This window comes from Glutamicibacter sp. AOP38-B1-38 (assembly GCF_052377485.1).
In the GTDB taxonomy this organism is placed as follows: domain Bacteria; phylum Actinomycetota; class Actinomycetes; order Actinomycetales; family Micrococcaceae; genus Glutamicibacter.
Genome location: NZ_JBQSWU010000026.1, coordinates 21,240 through 38,127 on the forward strand (window position 1 = coordinate 21,240; position 16,888 = coordinate 38,127).

Below are 16,888 nucleotides of genomic sequence, written 5' to 3' on the forward strand. Positions count from 1 at the left end.
TTGTTTGATGAGTGAAATTCACGTACCTGGACATTTGACCTCCCGCGCCCTGCGCGTTGCCATTGTCGGTGCCGGTCCTGCAGGCATCTACGCAGCAGACCTGCTCAATAAGAGCCAGCCTGTTTCCTCCGGCGAGTTGTCCCTCAAGGTGGACCTCTTCGATGAGCTTCCCACCCCGTTCGGCTTGATTCGCTATGGCGTATCCCCGGACCACCCGCGCATTAAGGGCATCATCACCGCCCTGCACAAGGTGCTGAATAATGACTGGATCAACTTCTACGGAAATGTTGGTCTGGGTCGCGACATCAGCCTGGAAGAACTCCAGGAACGCTATGACGCGGTCATTATTTCAACCGGCGCCCAGAAGGACGCAGACCTGAACATCCCAGGTGTTGAACTTGCTGGATCCCATGGTGGCGCGGACTTCGTTTCCTGGTACGACGCACACCCGGATGCCGATAAGGACTGGGACCTGTCGGCCAAGGAAGTTGCCGTGATCGGCAACGGCAACGTCGCGTTGGACGTGGCCCGTATCCTCTCCAAGCATGCAGACCAGCTGCTGGAAACCGAAATCCCGGCACATATTTTCGAACAGCTCAATGACTCGGCAGTCACCGATGTGCACGTCTTCGGTCGCCGTGGCCCGGCACAGGTGAAGTTCACCCCGTTGGAACTGCGGGAACTGTCGCACTCCAAGGATGTGGATATTGTCCTGTACGAAGAAGACTTCGACTTTGACGAAGGTTCGGAGGAAGCAATCCGAACCAGCAACCAGACCAAGACCATGGTTGCGACCCTGACCAACTGGTTGATCGAACAGGAGGAACGCGAGGAAGCCAGCAGCGCTTCTCGCCGCCTGCACCTGCACTTCTTGCAGTCTCCGGTTGAAATCCTCGGCGAAGATGGCAAGGTCACCGGCCTGAAGCTTGAACGCAATGAACTCGACGGAACCGGTAACGTCAAGGGCACCGGCGAATTCGTCGAGTACCCGGTCCAGTCCGTTTACCGTGCGGTGGGCTACTTCGGCTCTGCCGTGGATGGCATCGAATACGATGGCAAGCGCGGCGTGCTGCCAAACGTCGAAGGCCGTGTGCTGGATGCTAGCGGCACCCACATCGACGGCTTGTACGCGACCGGATGGATCAAGCGCGGTCCAATTGGCTTGATCGGCCACACCAAGGGCGATGCCCTGGAGACCATCAACCACCTGCTTTCGGACCTGGGCAGCCTTCCGGTCCCAACCTCCGAGCAGAGTGCAGCCGAACTCCTGGAATCCCGTGGCGTGGACTACGCAGACTGGGAGGGCTGGATGAACCTGGACGAACAGGAAAAGGCTCTGGGCGCTGCCGCAGGCACCCTCGAAACTCGCTTCGGTGAAATCACCCGCGACCGCATCAAGCTCGTCGAACGCAACGACATGCTGGAGTTTGCTCGAGCAAAAAAATTAGCTAAGAGCCTGTAGTACGCAGACAGGTTCAGGAATAACTGGCACTCGATGATCTTTTGATCATCGAGTGCCATTTTCCTTTAACCAGCAAAAGCAAGAAAGCGATCCGGCGGATCTTGATCGTGCCCGAAGCAAGGCGTCTGCCGGGGCTACCCGGGCCCCAGGCTAAAACGGAAATGGGAGAGGCGGTTGCCCGTTATGTCGTTGACAGCTCCTAAACTCCGAGGAACATAGGAGCTGCCGGCCGAACCACGGCCTGGCCCGACAAGGATTGGTTCTTTGCGTTCGCGGCGTTCCTCATCGACATTCCCGCCAGCCTGCTTGGCAATCCAATCCGCAGACAGGTAATTAGATTCCGCCCACTTGATCATGTCCCAAGTGATCAAGAAGTAAGAGGCGAACCTCATCGAGTTGATGATGTTCAGCCCGATGCGCAGACGATCTCCGACCTCTTTAGCGACGCGCCCGTCACCGCGGTCTTTTGCTCCATTTTTAACCAGCTTATACAAGAATTCTTCCGCAGTGCCTTCACCCTCCGGGATCGGGAAATCGGGGAGGCGCTGCCGGTCGTCAGGAATGGTCCGATCAGCAACCTGATCAGCGACCAGCTGGGTGTTGGCACATGCCTCTCCCCATGCGGAAGCTGCGGCTTCATTTTGGGGTTGCCAAGTACGGCTAGCATCTCGTCCTCGGACTTGATGTAGTAGTCCGGGGTGCCGTTGGAACTGAACCGTTCGGGATCATCTAACGTTTTCTTCACGACGGCTAGGAATGCATCGTACGCGTGGGCGTCCTCTTGGTGTTCGTAGTGGCAGTCGTTGGTAGCGACCAGTGGGATGCCGGTTTCCTCAGACAATGCGCGGATCTCACGGAATGCATGCACCTCGGCGCCAATGCCGTGGTACATGACTTCAAGGAATACATGCTCGCGTCCCACCGCATCGATGAGGATATCGAGGTTCTTGCGAGCTTCAGTCCGAAATAGCTCTGCGGTTTGCGCATCGCCTCGCTTCTCAGTTGCCCCCGCGCGGGACAGCGGCCCGGCGACTGGCCCACCCAAGCAGCCGGTGAGGATGGTCAGTCCTTCCCGGTGCTTTTTGATCAGGTCAAAATCAATTCTCGGCTTATACCGAAAGTAATCTTCGGCTTTGTTGTGCAGGGCGAGCAGGTTCTTCCAGCCAGTTTCATTGCGCGCCACCACGGTAAGGTGCATGTACTTCTTGGATTTTTCTTTGCCGTCATCAGCATCAGTGGCGTTGTCGTCATCGTTGGCTACCGTCTCGGAGTTCTTCTCGGAACGCGAGCCGATCGCCAAATAGAACTCCACACCGATGATTGGCCTGATGCCCTCGTGCAGGCTTGCTTTACGGAACGCGTAGGCGCCAGTGAGATCTGCGTGATCGGTGATCGCCATAGCTTCCTGGCCTAGAGCCGTGGCACGCTTCGGACCGGCTTCATCACGACGCAGGCCATCTAGGGATCTCATCTCCGAGTGGACATGCGGATGGGTGAACGCCATTGTGGCTGCCTTTCGACGATTGGTATTTCGGGGAACGATCCCCGTAATCCTGTCTATGCAAGGGAGAGCTCCACAGGGCTTGGAACCCATTTGTGCGGGAGATTCCGGACAGCTCCCCGGACGCACAAAACCGCACCGAGGTAGCACGGTGCGGTTTTTACCGGCTTCACGCCGTTCTAGGTCACTGCTGCAGCGCTCCGGTGCTCTGAACCTCCCGGCTGAAGTCGGGAGCACGCCGCACTAAAGGTCGGAGTCAGCTGCTTCTCGCTGGCGGTATAAACCTTGCCGGTTTTCGAACGAGAATACGCTTCGAATCCTTCGCCGACTCAGGTAGACGCGGCACAATAGGTGTCTCCATGGGGGAGAAGCCCCGCTTCATCAAGGTGCTCGGAATCGCCGAATTAGTTATCTTCCGCGGTACCCTGGCCGGCTTCCTCCGGGGTGGCCTTGTCCTGGCTCCAGGGGATTGCGCCGAAAGTGGCAGCAAGCACGCCTGTGGTGAGGATGGCGGCAACAGCTACGCCGGTCATGATGCAGGGGAGGTCAAAGGAGCCGGATTGTCGGTGCAGCCGCGCGCGGCAGCACGCTGAAGTTCTTGGAGGTATATGCGTTGGAACATGCACAGAAAGGCGGCAGTCTAAGCTCAGATTGCCCTACTCCTCGATCGCAGGGTCTTCGGTGAACCAACTCGCGCAACGATGAGGTCTTGTTCTACGGTGCACCCCGCGAACAGAAAAGCACCCCGCTTCCGTGGTGGAAGCGGGGTGCTTCTAGGTTATTGTTTCAGCAATCTATCGGGTCGTACGCCAGCGTCAGTCCAATTGATTTTTTGTGCGTGTCGCAGCAGTTCGTCGCCGTAAATGATCAAACGATTGTGTAGATTTATTTTTGCCTCCCCATCTAATGGGTATCTACTAGTAAATCGAAAGTTAAGGTGAAGTAGTGACTAAACTCTTAAAGCGTATTGTGGCTTCAACTGGAGCAGCAGTTTTGGCCACGTCACTATTGGTGACTCCTTCATTCGGCGCACCCATTACTCCGGAGCTCCAGATAGATACAAGTGATCAAACGTTCGAAACTCTTCGGTCCAACATGCCACAGGGTGACCGTGTCAAGTTCGACCGCCTATCCGGGGCGCAACAGCAAGAACTTTTAATAGCAGCTCTCGACCCGGAATCCACGTTCAATGCTGGGACCGGGAAGTGGAAAAATGTAAAGGAAACAGATTCCAGCGGTGCGGTAGCAGCCGTAGCTCAGCCTGCTGATCTAAATTTTGGGCAGATGGCGGCTACTAAGCGTAAAACGGATTCGCACAAAAAATCGTGGAAAATGTTTGGAATCACCTACGCCTCAGTTGAAGCACGAATGACTTACCAGTACAACGGTAAGACTGTTACCAGCATCAACAGCTGCGGAGGTTTCTATACGAACCTGATTCCACTCAGAACCATTCAATCGATACCTTCGCAGTACTTCGAGAGCAAGAAGACAAAAGCAGTTTGCGAAATCACTTGGCATGTGACCAAGAGCGGCGGTATACAAGAAGGTAAAGCTGTTCAAGGATTGCGTGTAAGCGGGAAAGGAGTTCGCATTGGGTATTGGGACTACGATGCTTGAGATAAATCTATTTGAAGCCATATTCCTCTTCGTGTGGCTTGCTGTGATTGTGATGACTGCTTGGAATCTATGGATGGAAAGATCTTTCAAAAACCTTGTTGTCTTACTTGCATCAGCAATAATTCCCGTACTGGGCACAGTTGTTGGAATTGTCGTAGGTGGCCTCGAATGGGCCAGACGCGTAAAGGCTCACCGAGAAAGTAAGGCTTGATCACGCCCGCTCTCTCACTGTCTTGGAGAACAAAAGATCGGCCTCGAACCAAAGTAGGGTTCGAGGCCGATCTTTTGTTAGAAGATTCCTGAATATCGACGTCATTTGGATCGGTGGTGATGGGAGCACGCCGCACTAAAGGACGTGCGACATCCGGCTCGGAAACCGCCGGGACTGCGAGGCCTTCCAAACAATGCCGTTCAAGCAAGTCCTTCGGCTGACCGTATTGCTGGCATGACTCATAGTTCATCAAGCGAAATCGAAAGCCTTATCCGACAAGATGCCCTGGGGAAGCCCGGTCGGGTCTACGATCCCCATTTCCTTCGACTCATCAGCCCTCCGTTTGCAACCTCCGTAGAGAGCTAACCGAGGCGATATCTTTCGCCTAAGGCCAGCAGGGCTGCATGGCCCACTTCTTGCCGTGCATCAGGAGCCGCGGTGAAAACTTCATGAAACTCTTTGACGACATCTTTCCAGAGGGCGGATCTTCTGCCCCGACGAGGGCAGTCGATCATCTGGGTTGTCAGGCCAGTCAACCAGAGACAACCGGTACCGGCCAATGACATTGTGTCCACGTTCGCTGTCCAGAACAGAATCGATGCAAGGTACGCGCGCGGTAACCCCTTGGCGTCCGCATGCTTCGGACGTGTTTCGTGCCATGATTCGGGATCTGAAAATCGAAATAGGTTCTGACTTGAGGATTTAGCATCCAAGTGGTGCTGATGTGGTTACTAAAAATCCGTGTTTCGGTACGCTAAAGAGCATGGAATCACGATTCATTCGCAAAGTTCGCACCGCGTCCGGCGTGGTTGCAGTGCAAACCGTGGTGAAAAATGGCCGGACCATGACCGGCGTTGAACACCTGGGCTCTGCGAACACCGACCAAGACCTTGCGGCCCTACTGGCAACAGCGAAAGATCGGCTGCTTCCCGGCCCGGACACCCTCGATTTCAGCGTAGAGCAAGAGCCCGTGACCATAGGCGATATCCCGAACTGGACCGTGCAATAGCTTCCTGAAGAAACACGCTCCGTAGGCCGACCACGCAGCGCCCCAGCCACTGTCCTCTGGGAGATTTTTGAAGCAGCTTGCGACCGGCTCGGGTTCAGCATCCTAGACGCTCCGGCGTTCAAAGCCATGGTGCTGGCGCGGCTGATCGAGCCGACCTCGAAGGCACAGAGCATTCGTGTCCTCAAGCAGGTTGATGCACCCCATCTTTCCTTGCGCACGTTGTTCCGCAGCTTGGGCACCTGCATCGACAAGGACTACCGCGACCTGCTGGCCAAAGCCCTGGCGCCTGCCGACCGGCAACCGCCGGACTGGCTTCTTTAGTCATGTACGACGTAGCCACACTTCATTTTTGAAGCGAAAGCCGAAGAAAAACTGCGCAAAGGTCGGCATGAGCAAGGAACGCCGCGTCGACCCGCAAATCCAGGTCGGACTGCTCGTCGACCCGGCAGGGTTCCCGCTGGAACTGCTTATGTTCGAAGGGAACAAGGCCGAAACCACCGCGATCATCCTCGTGCTCGAAGCGTTCCAGGAACGCCACGGCATCACCGACCTGGTGGTCGTGGCCGACGCCGGGATGCTCTCGGCCAACAACCTGAACGTGATCGAGGATGCCGGGTTCACGTTCATTGTCGGCTCCCGGCTTACCAAGGCACCTTACGACTTTCAAGAATATTTTGATGCCAAAGGCAACAGGTTCACCAATGGGGAGGTACTCGAATCCACCCGCCTGATGGGTACCGGGAAAAATGCCTGGGAACTCAGGGTGGTGTACCAGCGGTCGGCCAAACGCTTGGCCAGGGACAACCGCAATATTAACCTCATGGAACGCAAGGCTCTAGCGGTGGCCGAGGGGAAGTCCCTGTTGAAGAAGATGCGGTTCCTGAAAGTGACTGGAGCCGAGAAAGAGCTGAACGAGAAGATCATCGAACGAGCCAGGATGCTGGCCGGACTCAAAGGCTACGTCACGAATCTGCCAATCGAAGCTGTGCCTGCCACCAAAGTGATTAGTGCTTATCACGACCTGTGGCAGGTTAAAGCGTCTTTTAGGATGACGAAATCAGACCTGCGTGCCAGGCCGATCTTCCACCGTGAAGTGGATTCCCTTGACGCGCATTTGACCGTGGTATTCGCTGCACTGGCTATCGGTCGGCATCTGCAGAAACTGACCGGATTGCCGTTAAAGCGGCTGATCACCGATCTGAAGGCTGTCCGATCAGCGAAGGTGCTGATCAATGGGCAAGTGGTGACCTTCGTTGCGCAGATTACGGAAGGGGTGGGAGAAGTACTTTCCAGACTTCGTGGTGGTTACTAAGGAATTTGGCACGACTCAGGGAAGGGAAAATTGCCCCTCCCATGAGCTCCAGTCCTTGCACAGACTACCTTTAGGCGGTGATCTTTTCGACCGGCTCAGCCCCGGCGCCTGCCGGAACGCTGCGGCGAAGCATGACGAACAGCAAGATCATTCCTGCGGTCAGGGCCATGTGTCCAAGCCCGGCGATGCCGGAGATCATCTTGGATGATTCAAGGCCCAGCACGGTGAGCATGCCGTGGGTGACCTGCATTCCTGCGGTCAGGATTACTCCGGCGTTGTAGATGCCAAGGAACCAGGCATACAGCTTGCGGTGGGCACTGAGGTTGAAGGCCTTCTCCAGCAGCAGGACCAGCAAGGTGACGATGAATCCAAGGACCAGCAAGTGGGTGTGAACCACCGACAGCTGCGTCCAGCCGCCTTCGGGGAATTCATTGATCTTGGTGAATTCGCGGTAGAAGAGTCCGGAAGCAACGCCTACGAGCATGTAGGCAAAGGCGATGTTGATGAGCTTACGCATGGGTTTCACTTTCAATGAGTTCGGCATTCGAAGAATTTTCGGGGGTAATGCTGGTGCCGCGGTATCCGAAGACCGGCGACTTGGCGCGGCCCAGCAAGATGAACAGCGCCGGCAGGAGCAAGGTTCGCACCACGAAGGTGTCCAACAGAACCCCGAGGCCAACGATGAGGCCAAGCTGGCCAAGAACCATCAGGGGCAGACTGGACAGGGCGGCGAAAACGCCGGCCAAGACCACGCCAGCACTGGTGATCACGGCGCCGGTCCGGCTCGTTGCGTTGACGATCGCTTCATCCAGTGGCAGCCGGGCCGCATCTTGCTTGACGCGTTGGGTCAAGAAGATCGTGTAGTCAACACCCAGCGCGACCAGGAAGACGAAGGCCAGCAGCGGCACCTGGACATCCAAGGCGGCCGTGTCGAAGACCATGGAACCGAGCAAGGAACCCAAGCCAACCGCGGCCGCAGCGCTGAGCAAGTTAGTCAGCGACAACACCAGCGCTGTGCGGAATTTGCCGGTAACTACCCAGAGCATCGCCAGGCACACAAGCACGATCAGCGGAGCGATGACCGCGAAGTCACGAAGGTGGCTTTGGTGCGCGTCATAGGCTTCGGCAATGGATCCGCCGACCAACGCCTCGGCGCCGGAAACCTGATTCAATTCGTTGCGCAGCGACTCGATCAGTTCAAAGCTCTGGGGAGAGCCGGATTCGCTGTTGCCGACAACCATCAAGCGTTCGAGCCCGGAATCCGGTAGCGCGGGCAGCAGGGTGGCGCGCTCCACGCCTGGCAAATTTCCGGCTACCGCGGTGACCGCTTCTCCGGTACCAGGTTCTGCCAGTACCGTGATCGGGGCGGTTTCACCGATCGGGAAGTGCTCGGCGAGCCGTTCGGTGGCGGAAGAGGATTCGGTGGCGCTCCGGAACTGCTCGGTCTGGCGCAATCCCACGTTGGTTGCCCCGAGCGCCGAAGCGAGGACCACCAAGATCAAGACCAGTGCCGACAGGTTCACTACCGGACGCTTGATGACCGCGGCGGCGGCCTTGCCCCATAGGGAGCGCTTTGCCGCAGCCTGATCCGGTCGAGGGATCAACGGCCAGAACACCTTCCGGCCACAGAGCGCCAGCAGCGGGGTGAGTACGAACAGGTTGAACGCGGCGGCCACCAGCAGCCCGGCGGCGCAGGCAATTCCCAATCCGCGCGTGTCATCCATAACCGCCAGTGCCAACGACGCCAGGGCGAAAACCACGGTCAGGTTCGAGGAGGCAATCGCTTCGAAGCTATTGCGCCAGGCGCTCGCAAGCGCCGCACGGTGATCGGCATGCTGATGCAGTTCATCGCGGTAGCGCGAAATCAGCAGCAGGGCATAGTTGGTGCCGGCGCCAAAGACCAAGACGCTCAGTACACCAGAGTCGAAGTGCAGATTCAATGGCTGGCTCAGTGCGTTGGCAATGAGACTCGCGCTGCGGTCGGCCATGGCCACCACGATCAGTGGAATCAGCCAGAGAACCGGGGAGCGGTAGGTCAGGATCAGCAGCACCGCAACGATGCCGATGGTCACCGCAAGTAGCGTGAAGTCGGCTCCGGCGAAGGTGGCCGACAGGTCGAGCCCGAATGCTGGAGCGCCGGAGACCTCGATCAAGAATCCCGAATGATTGTGTGCGCTGATCTGTTCGCGCAGCTCGGCAACGAGCTGCCGATCGGCGTCGGTTCCCGCGCTCTCCCAGGAAGCTGTGAGCAAGGAGAGCCGGCCGTCTTCGCTGGGCAGCGGCTGGGAGATCTCCACGGGAAGCGCGGTGGTCAGTTGGCCCGAGATTGTCTCGAGGCCCTTGAGGTCGTTGCTGCTGAGCTTGTGCTGATCGCCGTGGCCGGCGACGAGCAACGCGGATTCCTTTCCGGAGTCGGGAATCTCTTCCAGAAGCTTTTCTACCTGGGCCGAATCGGAGCCGGTGACCAGCGTGCTGGTGCTGCGTTCGGCTGCCGGCGCGGAGCTGAGCAAACCGAAAACTGCGAGGATGGCTGCGAGCGCTCCGAGCAACCACAGGCGCGCACCGCGCCGTGAGCTGAGCGAGTTCGCTAGCGAACTGAGGACTGGATGTTTCATACTTCTAGTCAATGCCAAATATGGGTCTGGCGAATCGTGGAAGCGTTCGAACTGCTTGTCAACCGTTCGGTTGATACCGCAGGAGGTTGCGGGTTGCTAAATTAGTCCGTGATTGCGTGCGGCCTGCACCGCCGCGGTGCGCGTAGGGGCCTGGAGCTTGTCGAAAATATGCACCAAATGGGTCTTCACCGTCGCTTCGGAAACGAAGAGCGTACGCGCAATTTCGCGGTTGCTCGAACCGGTGGCCAGATGCTTGAGCACTTCTGTTTCCCTGCTGGTCAAGGTAATTTTTGGTTTACGCAGACCGGCAACGACGCGTTGAGCCATCTCGGGAGCCAGTACCGTGTATCCGGCTGCCGCTTGGCGTACCGAGTCGATGATGGTTTGCGCGGCGACGTCCTTGAGCAGATACCCCGCGGCTCCGGCTTCGATGCACTGCAGGATCTCGGCATCTTTGTCGAAGGTGGTCAAGATGATCACCTGTGGCGGATTGGGCAGTGCACGCAAGGCAGCGGTGGTCGCGACGCCGTTCATTCCCTCACCCAGACGGAGGTCGCACAACACGACGTCCACCGGATTTTTGGTGGCCAAGCCGACCGCTTCTTCTCCACTGCCTGCCTCGCAACGTACGGTAATTTCGTCGTAGTTCGCGAATAGCGCGCGCAGCCCGGTGCGCACGATCGGATGGTCGTCAACCAGCATCAGATTAATCAATTGCCCGCCTCCGGGTTCTTCAATGGGACGTAGGCCGACAGTGCCGTGCCTTCGCCCAAGGTGCTTTCAATGTCCAGCCCGCCACCTAGTTCGCGTAGCCGTTGGCGCATGGCGGGCAGTCCGAATCCTCCGGATTCGAGGTTCTTGCCGAGGGTGGATTGCCAGTTGCTCAGGTTGAATCCAATGCCATCATCAACGATATCGAGTCTGATGGCGTCTCCCGTGTCGACTAGCGAAACGACGGTTTTAGCGGCTTTCGCATGCCGGCGTACGTTGGCGAGCGCGGACTGAGCGGTGCGCAGCAGCGCCACCTGTATGCCCGGATCCAGTACGGGGAGTTCGGCATCTACGCGCAGTTCGCTGGATACCGAGCTGTCCTTTTCGAAATCTACCAGCATGCGCCGCAAGGCCCCGGCCAGGGCATGCGCATCGAGTTCGCTGGGCGACATCGCGGTAATGATTCTACGCAGGTCGGTGAGCCCTTGCCCGGAGAGCGCCTCGATCCGGTCCAGGGCCTGGAAAGCCTGCGGGGCTTGTTGGGAATCCAGGGCGGCCTTCGCGTGGAGGCCGATGGAGGAGAGCTGCTGGGCTATGGTGTCGTGGATTTCGCGGGCTACGCGGGTGCGTTCGGCTAGGGCGCCGGCTTCATGCTGGGAGCGGGCCAGCTCTTCTTGGAGGTCCGCCATTTCCTGATGGGCGCGCAGCAGTGAGGAGACCAGTTCGTTGCGCTCGGCGATGTCGTTTTCCAGCTGCAGGTAACCGCGCGAGATGCCCCAGGCGAAGGTTCCGCCGACTAGCGGGCCGACAATTCCAGAAGCCGTGGTTTGCCCCTGATGGAGGAACGGGGCTACGACCGTCACCACGTAAACCGCAGCCGACCACAGCACAGAGAGCCCCAGGGCCAGCTGGTGCCCGATGAGCAGCCAGAGGCTGAACGCCAGCCACATGAATTCCGGTGAGGCCACCATGCCTAAAGCCCAGATGGCCAACAGGACCGCCAACCAGTATCCGGGGAGCCTCGTGCTTCCCTTGGACCGCAATACGACAAACCCGAAAAGATACCACAGGCCGAAGAGCGTGCTCGCTGCGATGGACAGCCAGGTGCCGGAGGTTGGACTGGAGATGGCTCGCAGCAGTGCGACGAGCAGGAGCACCGCGGTGATCAGGTGCTGGCCCCAACGCAGCGCGCGCACCGAGAGGACGCGTTGCTTGGAGATCCTTTCCGAAGATTTCCCCCTGCCCAATGCCGAAGTTGCGGTGCCTTCAGCGGTGTCCATAGTTGGCCCACCGTCTCGACAACATCTGCCTTGCACAAGAATTCATGTCTTTGACTCTATCTAAACGCAGGGCCACGCGGGCTTAAGGCGCGATGTTGATTCCGCGGACGCCAGCGCTCGATTCGGGCTCGATCAGTTCTTTAGTTCCGATTCATACCGCGTTTGGCAGCGCGTGGTTTCCATCAGGGATCGTGGCAGAAGTCCCGTTGAGAAAACTAAGGAGATATCTGAGATGAAACTACGTTCCCTCGCAGTAGGCGCGTTGGCCGCCTGCTTAGCCACAACTGCACTCAGCCCGGCCATGGCAGCGCCCAAGGGTGATCAGGACGAGACTATCTTGATCGGCCACCGTGGCGCCGCCGGGGTGGCCCCGGAAAACACCCTTGCAGCGATCGACGCCGGCAGCCGTTCAGGTGCCCAATTCGTTGAGATCGATATCCAGCTCTCCGCCGACGGGGTTCCGTTCATCTTCCACGACAATACCCCCGCCCGCACCACCAATGTGGCCGAGGTCTTCCCCGGCCGCGAAGCTGACCCAATCACCTCCTTCACCTGGGCTGAGCTGCAGCAGCTGGACGCGGGTTCATACTTCTCCGCGGAGTTCACCGGCGAAGGAATCCCGCACTTCGACGCGGTTGCAGATGCGCTGAACGGCGAAACCGGTGTGTTTATCGAGATCAAGTCGCCAGCTAATTCTCCCGGGGTCGAGCAAGTGGTCGCCGATTACCTGGCCACCGATCCGCAGTGGAGCGCATTGGAAGACGCCGGAAAGATCGAGGTGCTCAGCTTCGATGCGACGTCGAACAAGAAGTTCGCAGAAATCGCTCCGGAGGTTCCCTTGCAGCAGCTGGTCGGAACCGTTCCAAGCGAATCCGAATTGGCAGAAATTTCCGCTTTCGCCGATTCCTTCGGAACCAACTACCGCACCCTGGATGAAGCCGGCGCGCAGCGTGTGAAGGCTGCGGGTCTGGGCTTGGGCGTGTATACGGTGAACTCTGCCGAAGCCGCGCAGGCTTCGTTGGATCTGGGCGTGGAACGCCTGACCGGTGATTTCCCCCGGCAGATTCAGCGTCATTTGAAGGGGCAGAAGATTTTCCCATCGAATAACGGCGTGGTCATCGGCGATTCGGTCAACGACGTTCCGGGCAATGATCTCCAGGCCGAGACCGGCGAGCATGTGGTACTGAGCAACACCGGCAAGCGCACCATCGACGTCTCCGGCTACCTCGTTCGAGATGCTGGAAACAACCTGTTGCCGGTTGGTCAGGGATACTTGCTGGAACCAGGCGAGGAGCTGCGCGTGTACACCGGTCCGGGCACCAACGCTGAGGACGCCTACTATAACGGTGGCACCGCTAACGTGCTGAACAACGGTGGCGATTCGCTGGCCCTGTGGACCGCGGACGGCAAGCTGGCCGATACCTTCTCCAACTAATTCCGGGAGTGGCTGTTCCCCGGGCCGCGCAGGAGGCATGCTCCGCCCGGGGAACAGCGCCGTTTAGCAATTGAGCACGTGGTCCCAGAGATACTGTTCGCCGACTACCGGAAGTCCATAGTGGCGTGCCTTGCGCGCCTTGCCGGATAGCGAATCCGGGTCGGCTGCCACCAGCATGCCGACTTTCTTCGTCACCGCTGGGTGCAGCTTGTAACCAGCTTGGGTTAATAGGGATTCCATCTCCACGCGCGGACGGCTCATCTCGCCGGTCAACACAATGAGGCTCCCGGGTTCCAATCGCTTGTGAATCGCACCGGGACCTTGCACGGTGGCCACCGAATCACCGCGGGCCGGAGGGAGCAACGCCTGCTCTAGCGTGGCTTGGCCGATGCCCAGCAGTTTGGCTACCTGTTGCAGATCCGAGCGTTCGGCACCGGTGAGCACCCCGTCATGCCAGGCCGCAGTCGCCAATGAAGCGAAGTAATCCAGGTGTAGTTCCACCGCCCGAGCCCGATCGATTCCCAAGGAGCCTGCCAGCTCAATAAGTTGCGCCTGCTCATGGGCCGAGAGGTAGCGGTCGATCAGCGCTTGATCCAGCACGGCAAAATAGTCGTCGAATTGCTCCGCACCGGTCATTTCGGGCAGGCGCTGGACCAAGCGCTCTAAAAAGTGCTCCGCCGAAGCGCTATCGCCGACGCTTCGCTTCGCCGGGGCGAGCAGGACTTCCGGAGCCTGCGTCCGCCATCTTGCGCCGGCGGCTTGCTCCAAGCACTGGTCCCAGTCGGGCAGCGTTGGCTCTAGCTCCAGGTACCGTGAGAGCAATACCGCCGTTGCTTCGGCATCACCCGCGGCGCTGTGCGCCTGCTGCAAGGTAATGCCAAAGGAGTCGCAGCAGTCTTGCAGGGATCGTCCGGCGCCTTGCAGGAACTGGTGGGACATGCGCATGGTGCACAGTCCCCGGGGCAAGTAGAAGTCTGGAAGCGAGCGCCCTGCTCGGGCAAACTCTGCTTCGAGGAATCGCGCGTCGAAGGACAAATTGTGGGCGACCGCCACGGTGCCCGAAAGCCGCCACTCCAACTCGTCGGCAATCTGCTCAAAGCTGGGAGCCTGCAGCACGTCGCGGGCCTGAATTCCATGGATGCTTTGCTTGCCAAGGTCACGTCCGGGATTGACCAGTGTTTCCCAACGGTCAACGATCTGTCCTTGGCGATCCATTCTCAGCACCGCAATCTCGGCGATTCGGTCGTGCGCACCGGGAAAAAGCCCGGTGGTTTCCGTGTCTATAACCGCGAAAAGCCCGCGATCCATTTCCCGCCCCTAAATTTTGTGTCCTGCTTTCAAACTAGCCGGAGACATGGAGGGAATGCTAGTGCAGGCTGCCCCGGCCAACCACGGGCTCGCTAGCCCGGCTGGTCGGTGAGGATGACCAATTGAGCGGTGGCACGGGTCATCGCAATGTACCTGTGCACTGCTCCGGAAATTCCCGGGCCGAAATTTTCCGGACGGTTCAGGACCACCAGGTCGAATTCAAGTCCCTTCGCTTGTTCCGGGCTCAACGCGCGGATCCGGTCCGTGCCGTTGAAGCTCGGGTCGCCAATGACCACGCCGACCCCGAGCGGGTGTTCGTCTTGCCACTGGCGCACAAGGTCCTGTTGCCGTTCAGGCCTGGCGTAAATGACCGCCGCACCATCGGTCCGGATCGAGGAGGGCACGTTTGCATCTGGCAGCTGCTCACGAATCGCCGATTCGGCTGCGTCCATGATCTGTTCGGTGGTGCGGTAGTTCACGCTTAGCGAGGCAACACGGCAACGGGAAATGCCCGCGTGCGCCAGACGCTGTTCCCACGATTCGGTGAATCCGCCAGCGGCTTGGGCTCGGTCGCCGACGATCGTCAGGCTCCCGGAAGGGCAGCGCCGCAGCACCATGGCCCACTGCGCTTCGGTGAGATCCTGCGCCTCATCGATGATGATATGCGCGAAAGGCCCGGCCAAGGCGTCGGGGGACGGGTCGGCTTCGGTGCGCTGGCGAATCAAGGTGTCTTGAAGGTCCGCATGGCGCAACTGAGAGGACAGATCTTCCATATCGTCTGCGGCAGAAATCAGATCATCGATAACCTGGCTCATCAGGTCCCGTTCGGCGGCCAGCCGGGCCTCGCGTCGACGCGCCGCCGCCTCAAGCTCCGGATCGCCCACCAGAAAACGCGCGGCATCCAGCAGCGGCCCGTCTTCGACGGTGAATGCGCTCGGGTCCTTGCGGAACAAGAGTTCGGATTGCTCATTGGTGAGCCACGGTGCGCTGTAGCGCAGCAGCGCCGGGATGGAGTACAGCGCGCTCAGCAGTTTTGCCGGATCCAATAGCGGCCAGTGCGCTTCGAAGGCTTGTGCCAACTGGACGTTCTGGGCCAGTTCCCTGCGGACTTGCTCCTCGGCTGCGCAGCCTTCGGGAAGCTGTTCGAGCAGGATTTCTTCGAGCGCCTCTCGAATCTGCAGCCGGGACTCGTTGTGGTTGGTACCCGGCTCGACCGCCGCGAAGGCATGCTCCCAGTGCCGCACCGTCAACCGCAGATCGGCCCACCGGGTCTCGACGAGCAGGTCTTGGGCTGGCGGTTGCTCGAATACGCTCACCGCCCGGCGCAGGGCAGCCAGCATGGCTCCCGAGGTCTTCAGCGTCGCTACCTCGCTGGAGGCCTCGGGTTGCGCCGCGCGAATTTCGGGGACCATTGCCTGCAAGGTGGAAATGAGCACGTCTTCCTCGCCCAGGTTTGGCAGGATATCCGAGACATAGGCGGTGTAGGCATTGTGCGGGCCGAGCACCAGCACGCGACCGCCACGGCCTTGCAGCTGCGCGTCGGCATGCAATAGGTAGGCGGCGCGGTGCAGCGCAACGACGGTCTTGCCGGTTCCGGGTCCGCCGTCCACCACTAGTGCTCCCTTGGCAGAGGAACGGATGATGGCGTCCTGATCCGCCTGGATGGTTGAGAGCACATCCTGCATTTTTCCAATCCGGTTGGCACCGAGAGAGGCCAGGAATGCGGAATGTTCGTCCAAGGAGGGGCTCGCGGTGAGCTGCGCCAAGTCGAAGACCTCATCCCAGAAGTCGATTATGGCCCCTTGGCGCCAACGATAGCGCCGCCTGCTGGAGAGATTCATCGGATGAGCGTGCGTGGCAGCGAAGAATGGTTCCGCGGCCGGCGCACGCCAGTCCACCAGCAATTGCGCGGAGTTTTCATCGGAGAGTCCGACTCTTCCTACGTAAGTGCGCCGTCCGGTAGTTGCCTCAACCATGAACCCCAAGCATGCCTCTGGGCCTAAGCGTTCGAGCGTGTGCAGCCTGCGGGCTAGCTGGTGCAAGTCAACATCGCGTTCCAGGGACTGCTGCAGGTTTCCGGCGCTGTCTTGACCGCGCGAGGCGATGCGCTGAGCTGCTTCCTGACGCTGCGCATCCAGGCGCTGAGCGATGCGGCGAAGCTGATGCTGATCTTCAAAAATTTGCTCGATTATTTGCTGGTTCTCCATAGGCTCGGATAGGTGGAAATAGCCGTGAATCGGATCGGTGCGCATAGTCATTGCTCCGGTCTTTTGCTGCGAAAGCGGTGGGGGACAAGTACCTATTGTGAGCCTTGCAGGGGGTCTTGCGGCAAGGCCCCCTGCAGGCTATATTCTGAAAATGTAGGGACAATTGATGTTCCACTTTCACTGGGCATTGCGGCCCTGGCTCAACCTGCTTTCGATG

Annotated in this window: 12 protein-coding genes and 1 pseudogene; 5 read left to right on the top strand and 8 right to left on the bottom strand. The window is 59.0% G+C overall.

Features of this window, described 5'->3' with window-relative positions:
- Positions 1 to 7: 7 nt before the first annotated feature.
- The gene (locus tag ACT3TP_RS14600; protein WP_096285038.1) at positions 8 to 1,462 is read left to right on the top strand and encodes an FAD-dependent oxidoreductase; all 1,455 of its coding nucleotides are present in this window, start codon (positions 8 to 10) and stop codon (positions 1,460 to 1,462) included.
- Between the two features lie 134 nt (positions 1,463 to 1,596).
- On the opposite strand, the gene ACT3TP_RS14605 is transcribed toward ACT3TP_RS14600, so the two are convergent.
- Positions 1,597 to 1,956: a hypothetical protein gene (locus ACT3TP_RS14605; RefSeq protein ID WP_176484129.1), complete on the bottom strand. Its 360-nt coding sequence runs from the start codon at positions 1,954 to 1,956 to the stop codon at positions 1,597 to 1,599.
- A complete protein-coding gene (locus ACT3TP_RS14610; protein ID WP_176484128.1) occupies positions 1,869 to 2,933 on the bottom strand; it encodes a PHP domain-containing protein in 1,065 nt (354 codons plus the stop codon). Before ACT3TP_RS14610 ends, ACT3TP_RS14605 begins: the two co-directional genes overlap by 88 nt.
- A gap of 389 nt (positions 2,934 to 3,322) precedes the next feature.
- Here ACT3TP_RS14610 and ACT3TP_RS14615 point away from each other — a divergent pair, with 389 nt between their 5' ends.
- From ACT3TP_RS14615 to ACT3TP_RS14625, 3 genes and pseudogenes are all read left to right on the top strand, one after another.
- Entirely contained in the window at positions 3,323 to 3,556 is a 234-nt protein-coding gene (locus ACT3TP_RS14615; RefSeq protein ID WP_096285032.1) for a hypothetical protein, read from the top strand.
- 352 nt (positions 3,557 to 3,908) lie between these two features.
- Positions 3,909 to 4,583, top strand: a complete 675-nt coding sequence (locus ACT3TP_RS14620; RefSeq protein WP_146113308.1) for a hypothetical protein — start codon at positions 3,909 to 3,911, stop codon at positions 4,581 to 4,583.
- A 974-nt stretch (positions 4,584 to 5,557) separates the two neighbouring features.
- Positions 5,558 to 7,115 (top strand): annotated as a pseudogene (locus ACT3TP_RS14625) (IS1634 family transposase).
- A gap of 70 nt (positions 7,116 to 7,185) precedes the next feature.
- Here the strand turns inward: ACT3TP_RS14625 and ACT3TP_RS14630 are convergent.
- The 4 genes from ACT3TP_RS14630 to ACT3TP_RS14645 form a co-directional block, all read right to left on the bottom strand.
- Positions 7,186 to 7,632: a DUF2871 domain-containing protein gene (locus tag ACT3TP_RS14630; RefSeq protein ID WP_096285022.1), complete on the bottom strand. Its 447-nt coding sequence runs from the start codon at positions 7,630 to 7,632 to the stop codon at positions 7,186 to 7,188.
- The gene (locus ACT3TP_RS14635; protein ID WP_096285020.1) at positions 7,625 to 9,730 is read right to left on the bottom strand and encodes an MMPL family transporter; all 2,106 of its coding nucleotides are present in this window, start codon (positions 9,728 to 9,730) and stop codon (positions 7,625 to 7,627) included. The genes ACT3TP_RS14630 and ACT3TP_RS14635 overlap by 8 nt, the downstream gene beginning before the upstream one ends.
- Positions 9,731 to 9,826: 96 nt before the next feature.
- Positions 9,827 to 10,444, bottom strand: a complete 618-nt coding sequence (locus tag ACT3TP_RS14640; RefSeq protein WP_255248390.1) for a response regulator — start codon at positions 10,442 to 10,444, stop codon at positions 9,827 to 9,829.
- Positions 10,441 to 11,721, bottom strand: a complete 1,281-nt coding sequence (locus tag ACT3TP_RS14645) for a sensor histidine kinase (RefSeq protein ID WP_096285016.1) — start codon at positions 11,719 to 11,721, stop codon at positions 10,441 to 10,443. Before ACT3TP_RS14645 ends, ACT3TP_RS14640 begins: the two co-directional genes overlap by 4 nt.
- A 232-nt stretch (positions 11,722 to 11,953) precedes the next feature.
- Between ACT3TP_RS14645 and ACT3TP_RS14650 the strand changes: the two genes are divergently transcribed.
- Positions 11,954 to 13,156 (top strand): glycerophosphodiester phosphodiesterase family protein, encoded by a 1,203-nt coding sequence (locus tag ACT3TP_RS14650; RefSeq protein WP_444620883.1) that lies wholly within the window; start codon positions 11,954 to 11,956, stop codon positions 13,154 to 13,156.
- A gap of 63 nt (positions 13,157 to 13,219) precedes the next feature.
- Here ACT3TP_RS14650 and ACT3TP_RS14655 read toward each other — a convergent pair whose 3' ends face one another.
- Positions 13,220 to 14,464: an exonuclease domain-containing protein gene (locus tag ACT3TP_RS14655; protein ID WP_444620884.1), complete on the bottom strand. Its 1,245-nt coding sequence runs from the start codon at positions 14,462 to 14,464 to the stop codon at positions 13,220 to 13,222.
- A gap of 92 nt (positions 14,465 to 14,556) precedes the next feature.
- The gene (gene helR / locus ACT3TP_RS14660) at positions 14,557 to 16,722 is read right to left on the bottom strand and encodes an RNA polymerase recycling motor ATPase HelR (protein WP_444620885.1); all 2,166 of its coding nucleotides are present in this window, start codon (positions 16,720 to 16,722) and stop codon (positions 14,557 to 14,559) included.
- Positions 16,723 to 16,888 lie beyond the last annotated feature (166 nt).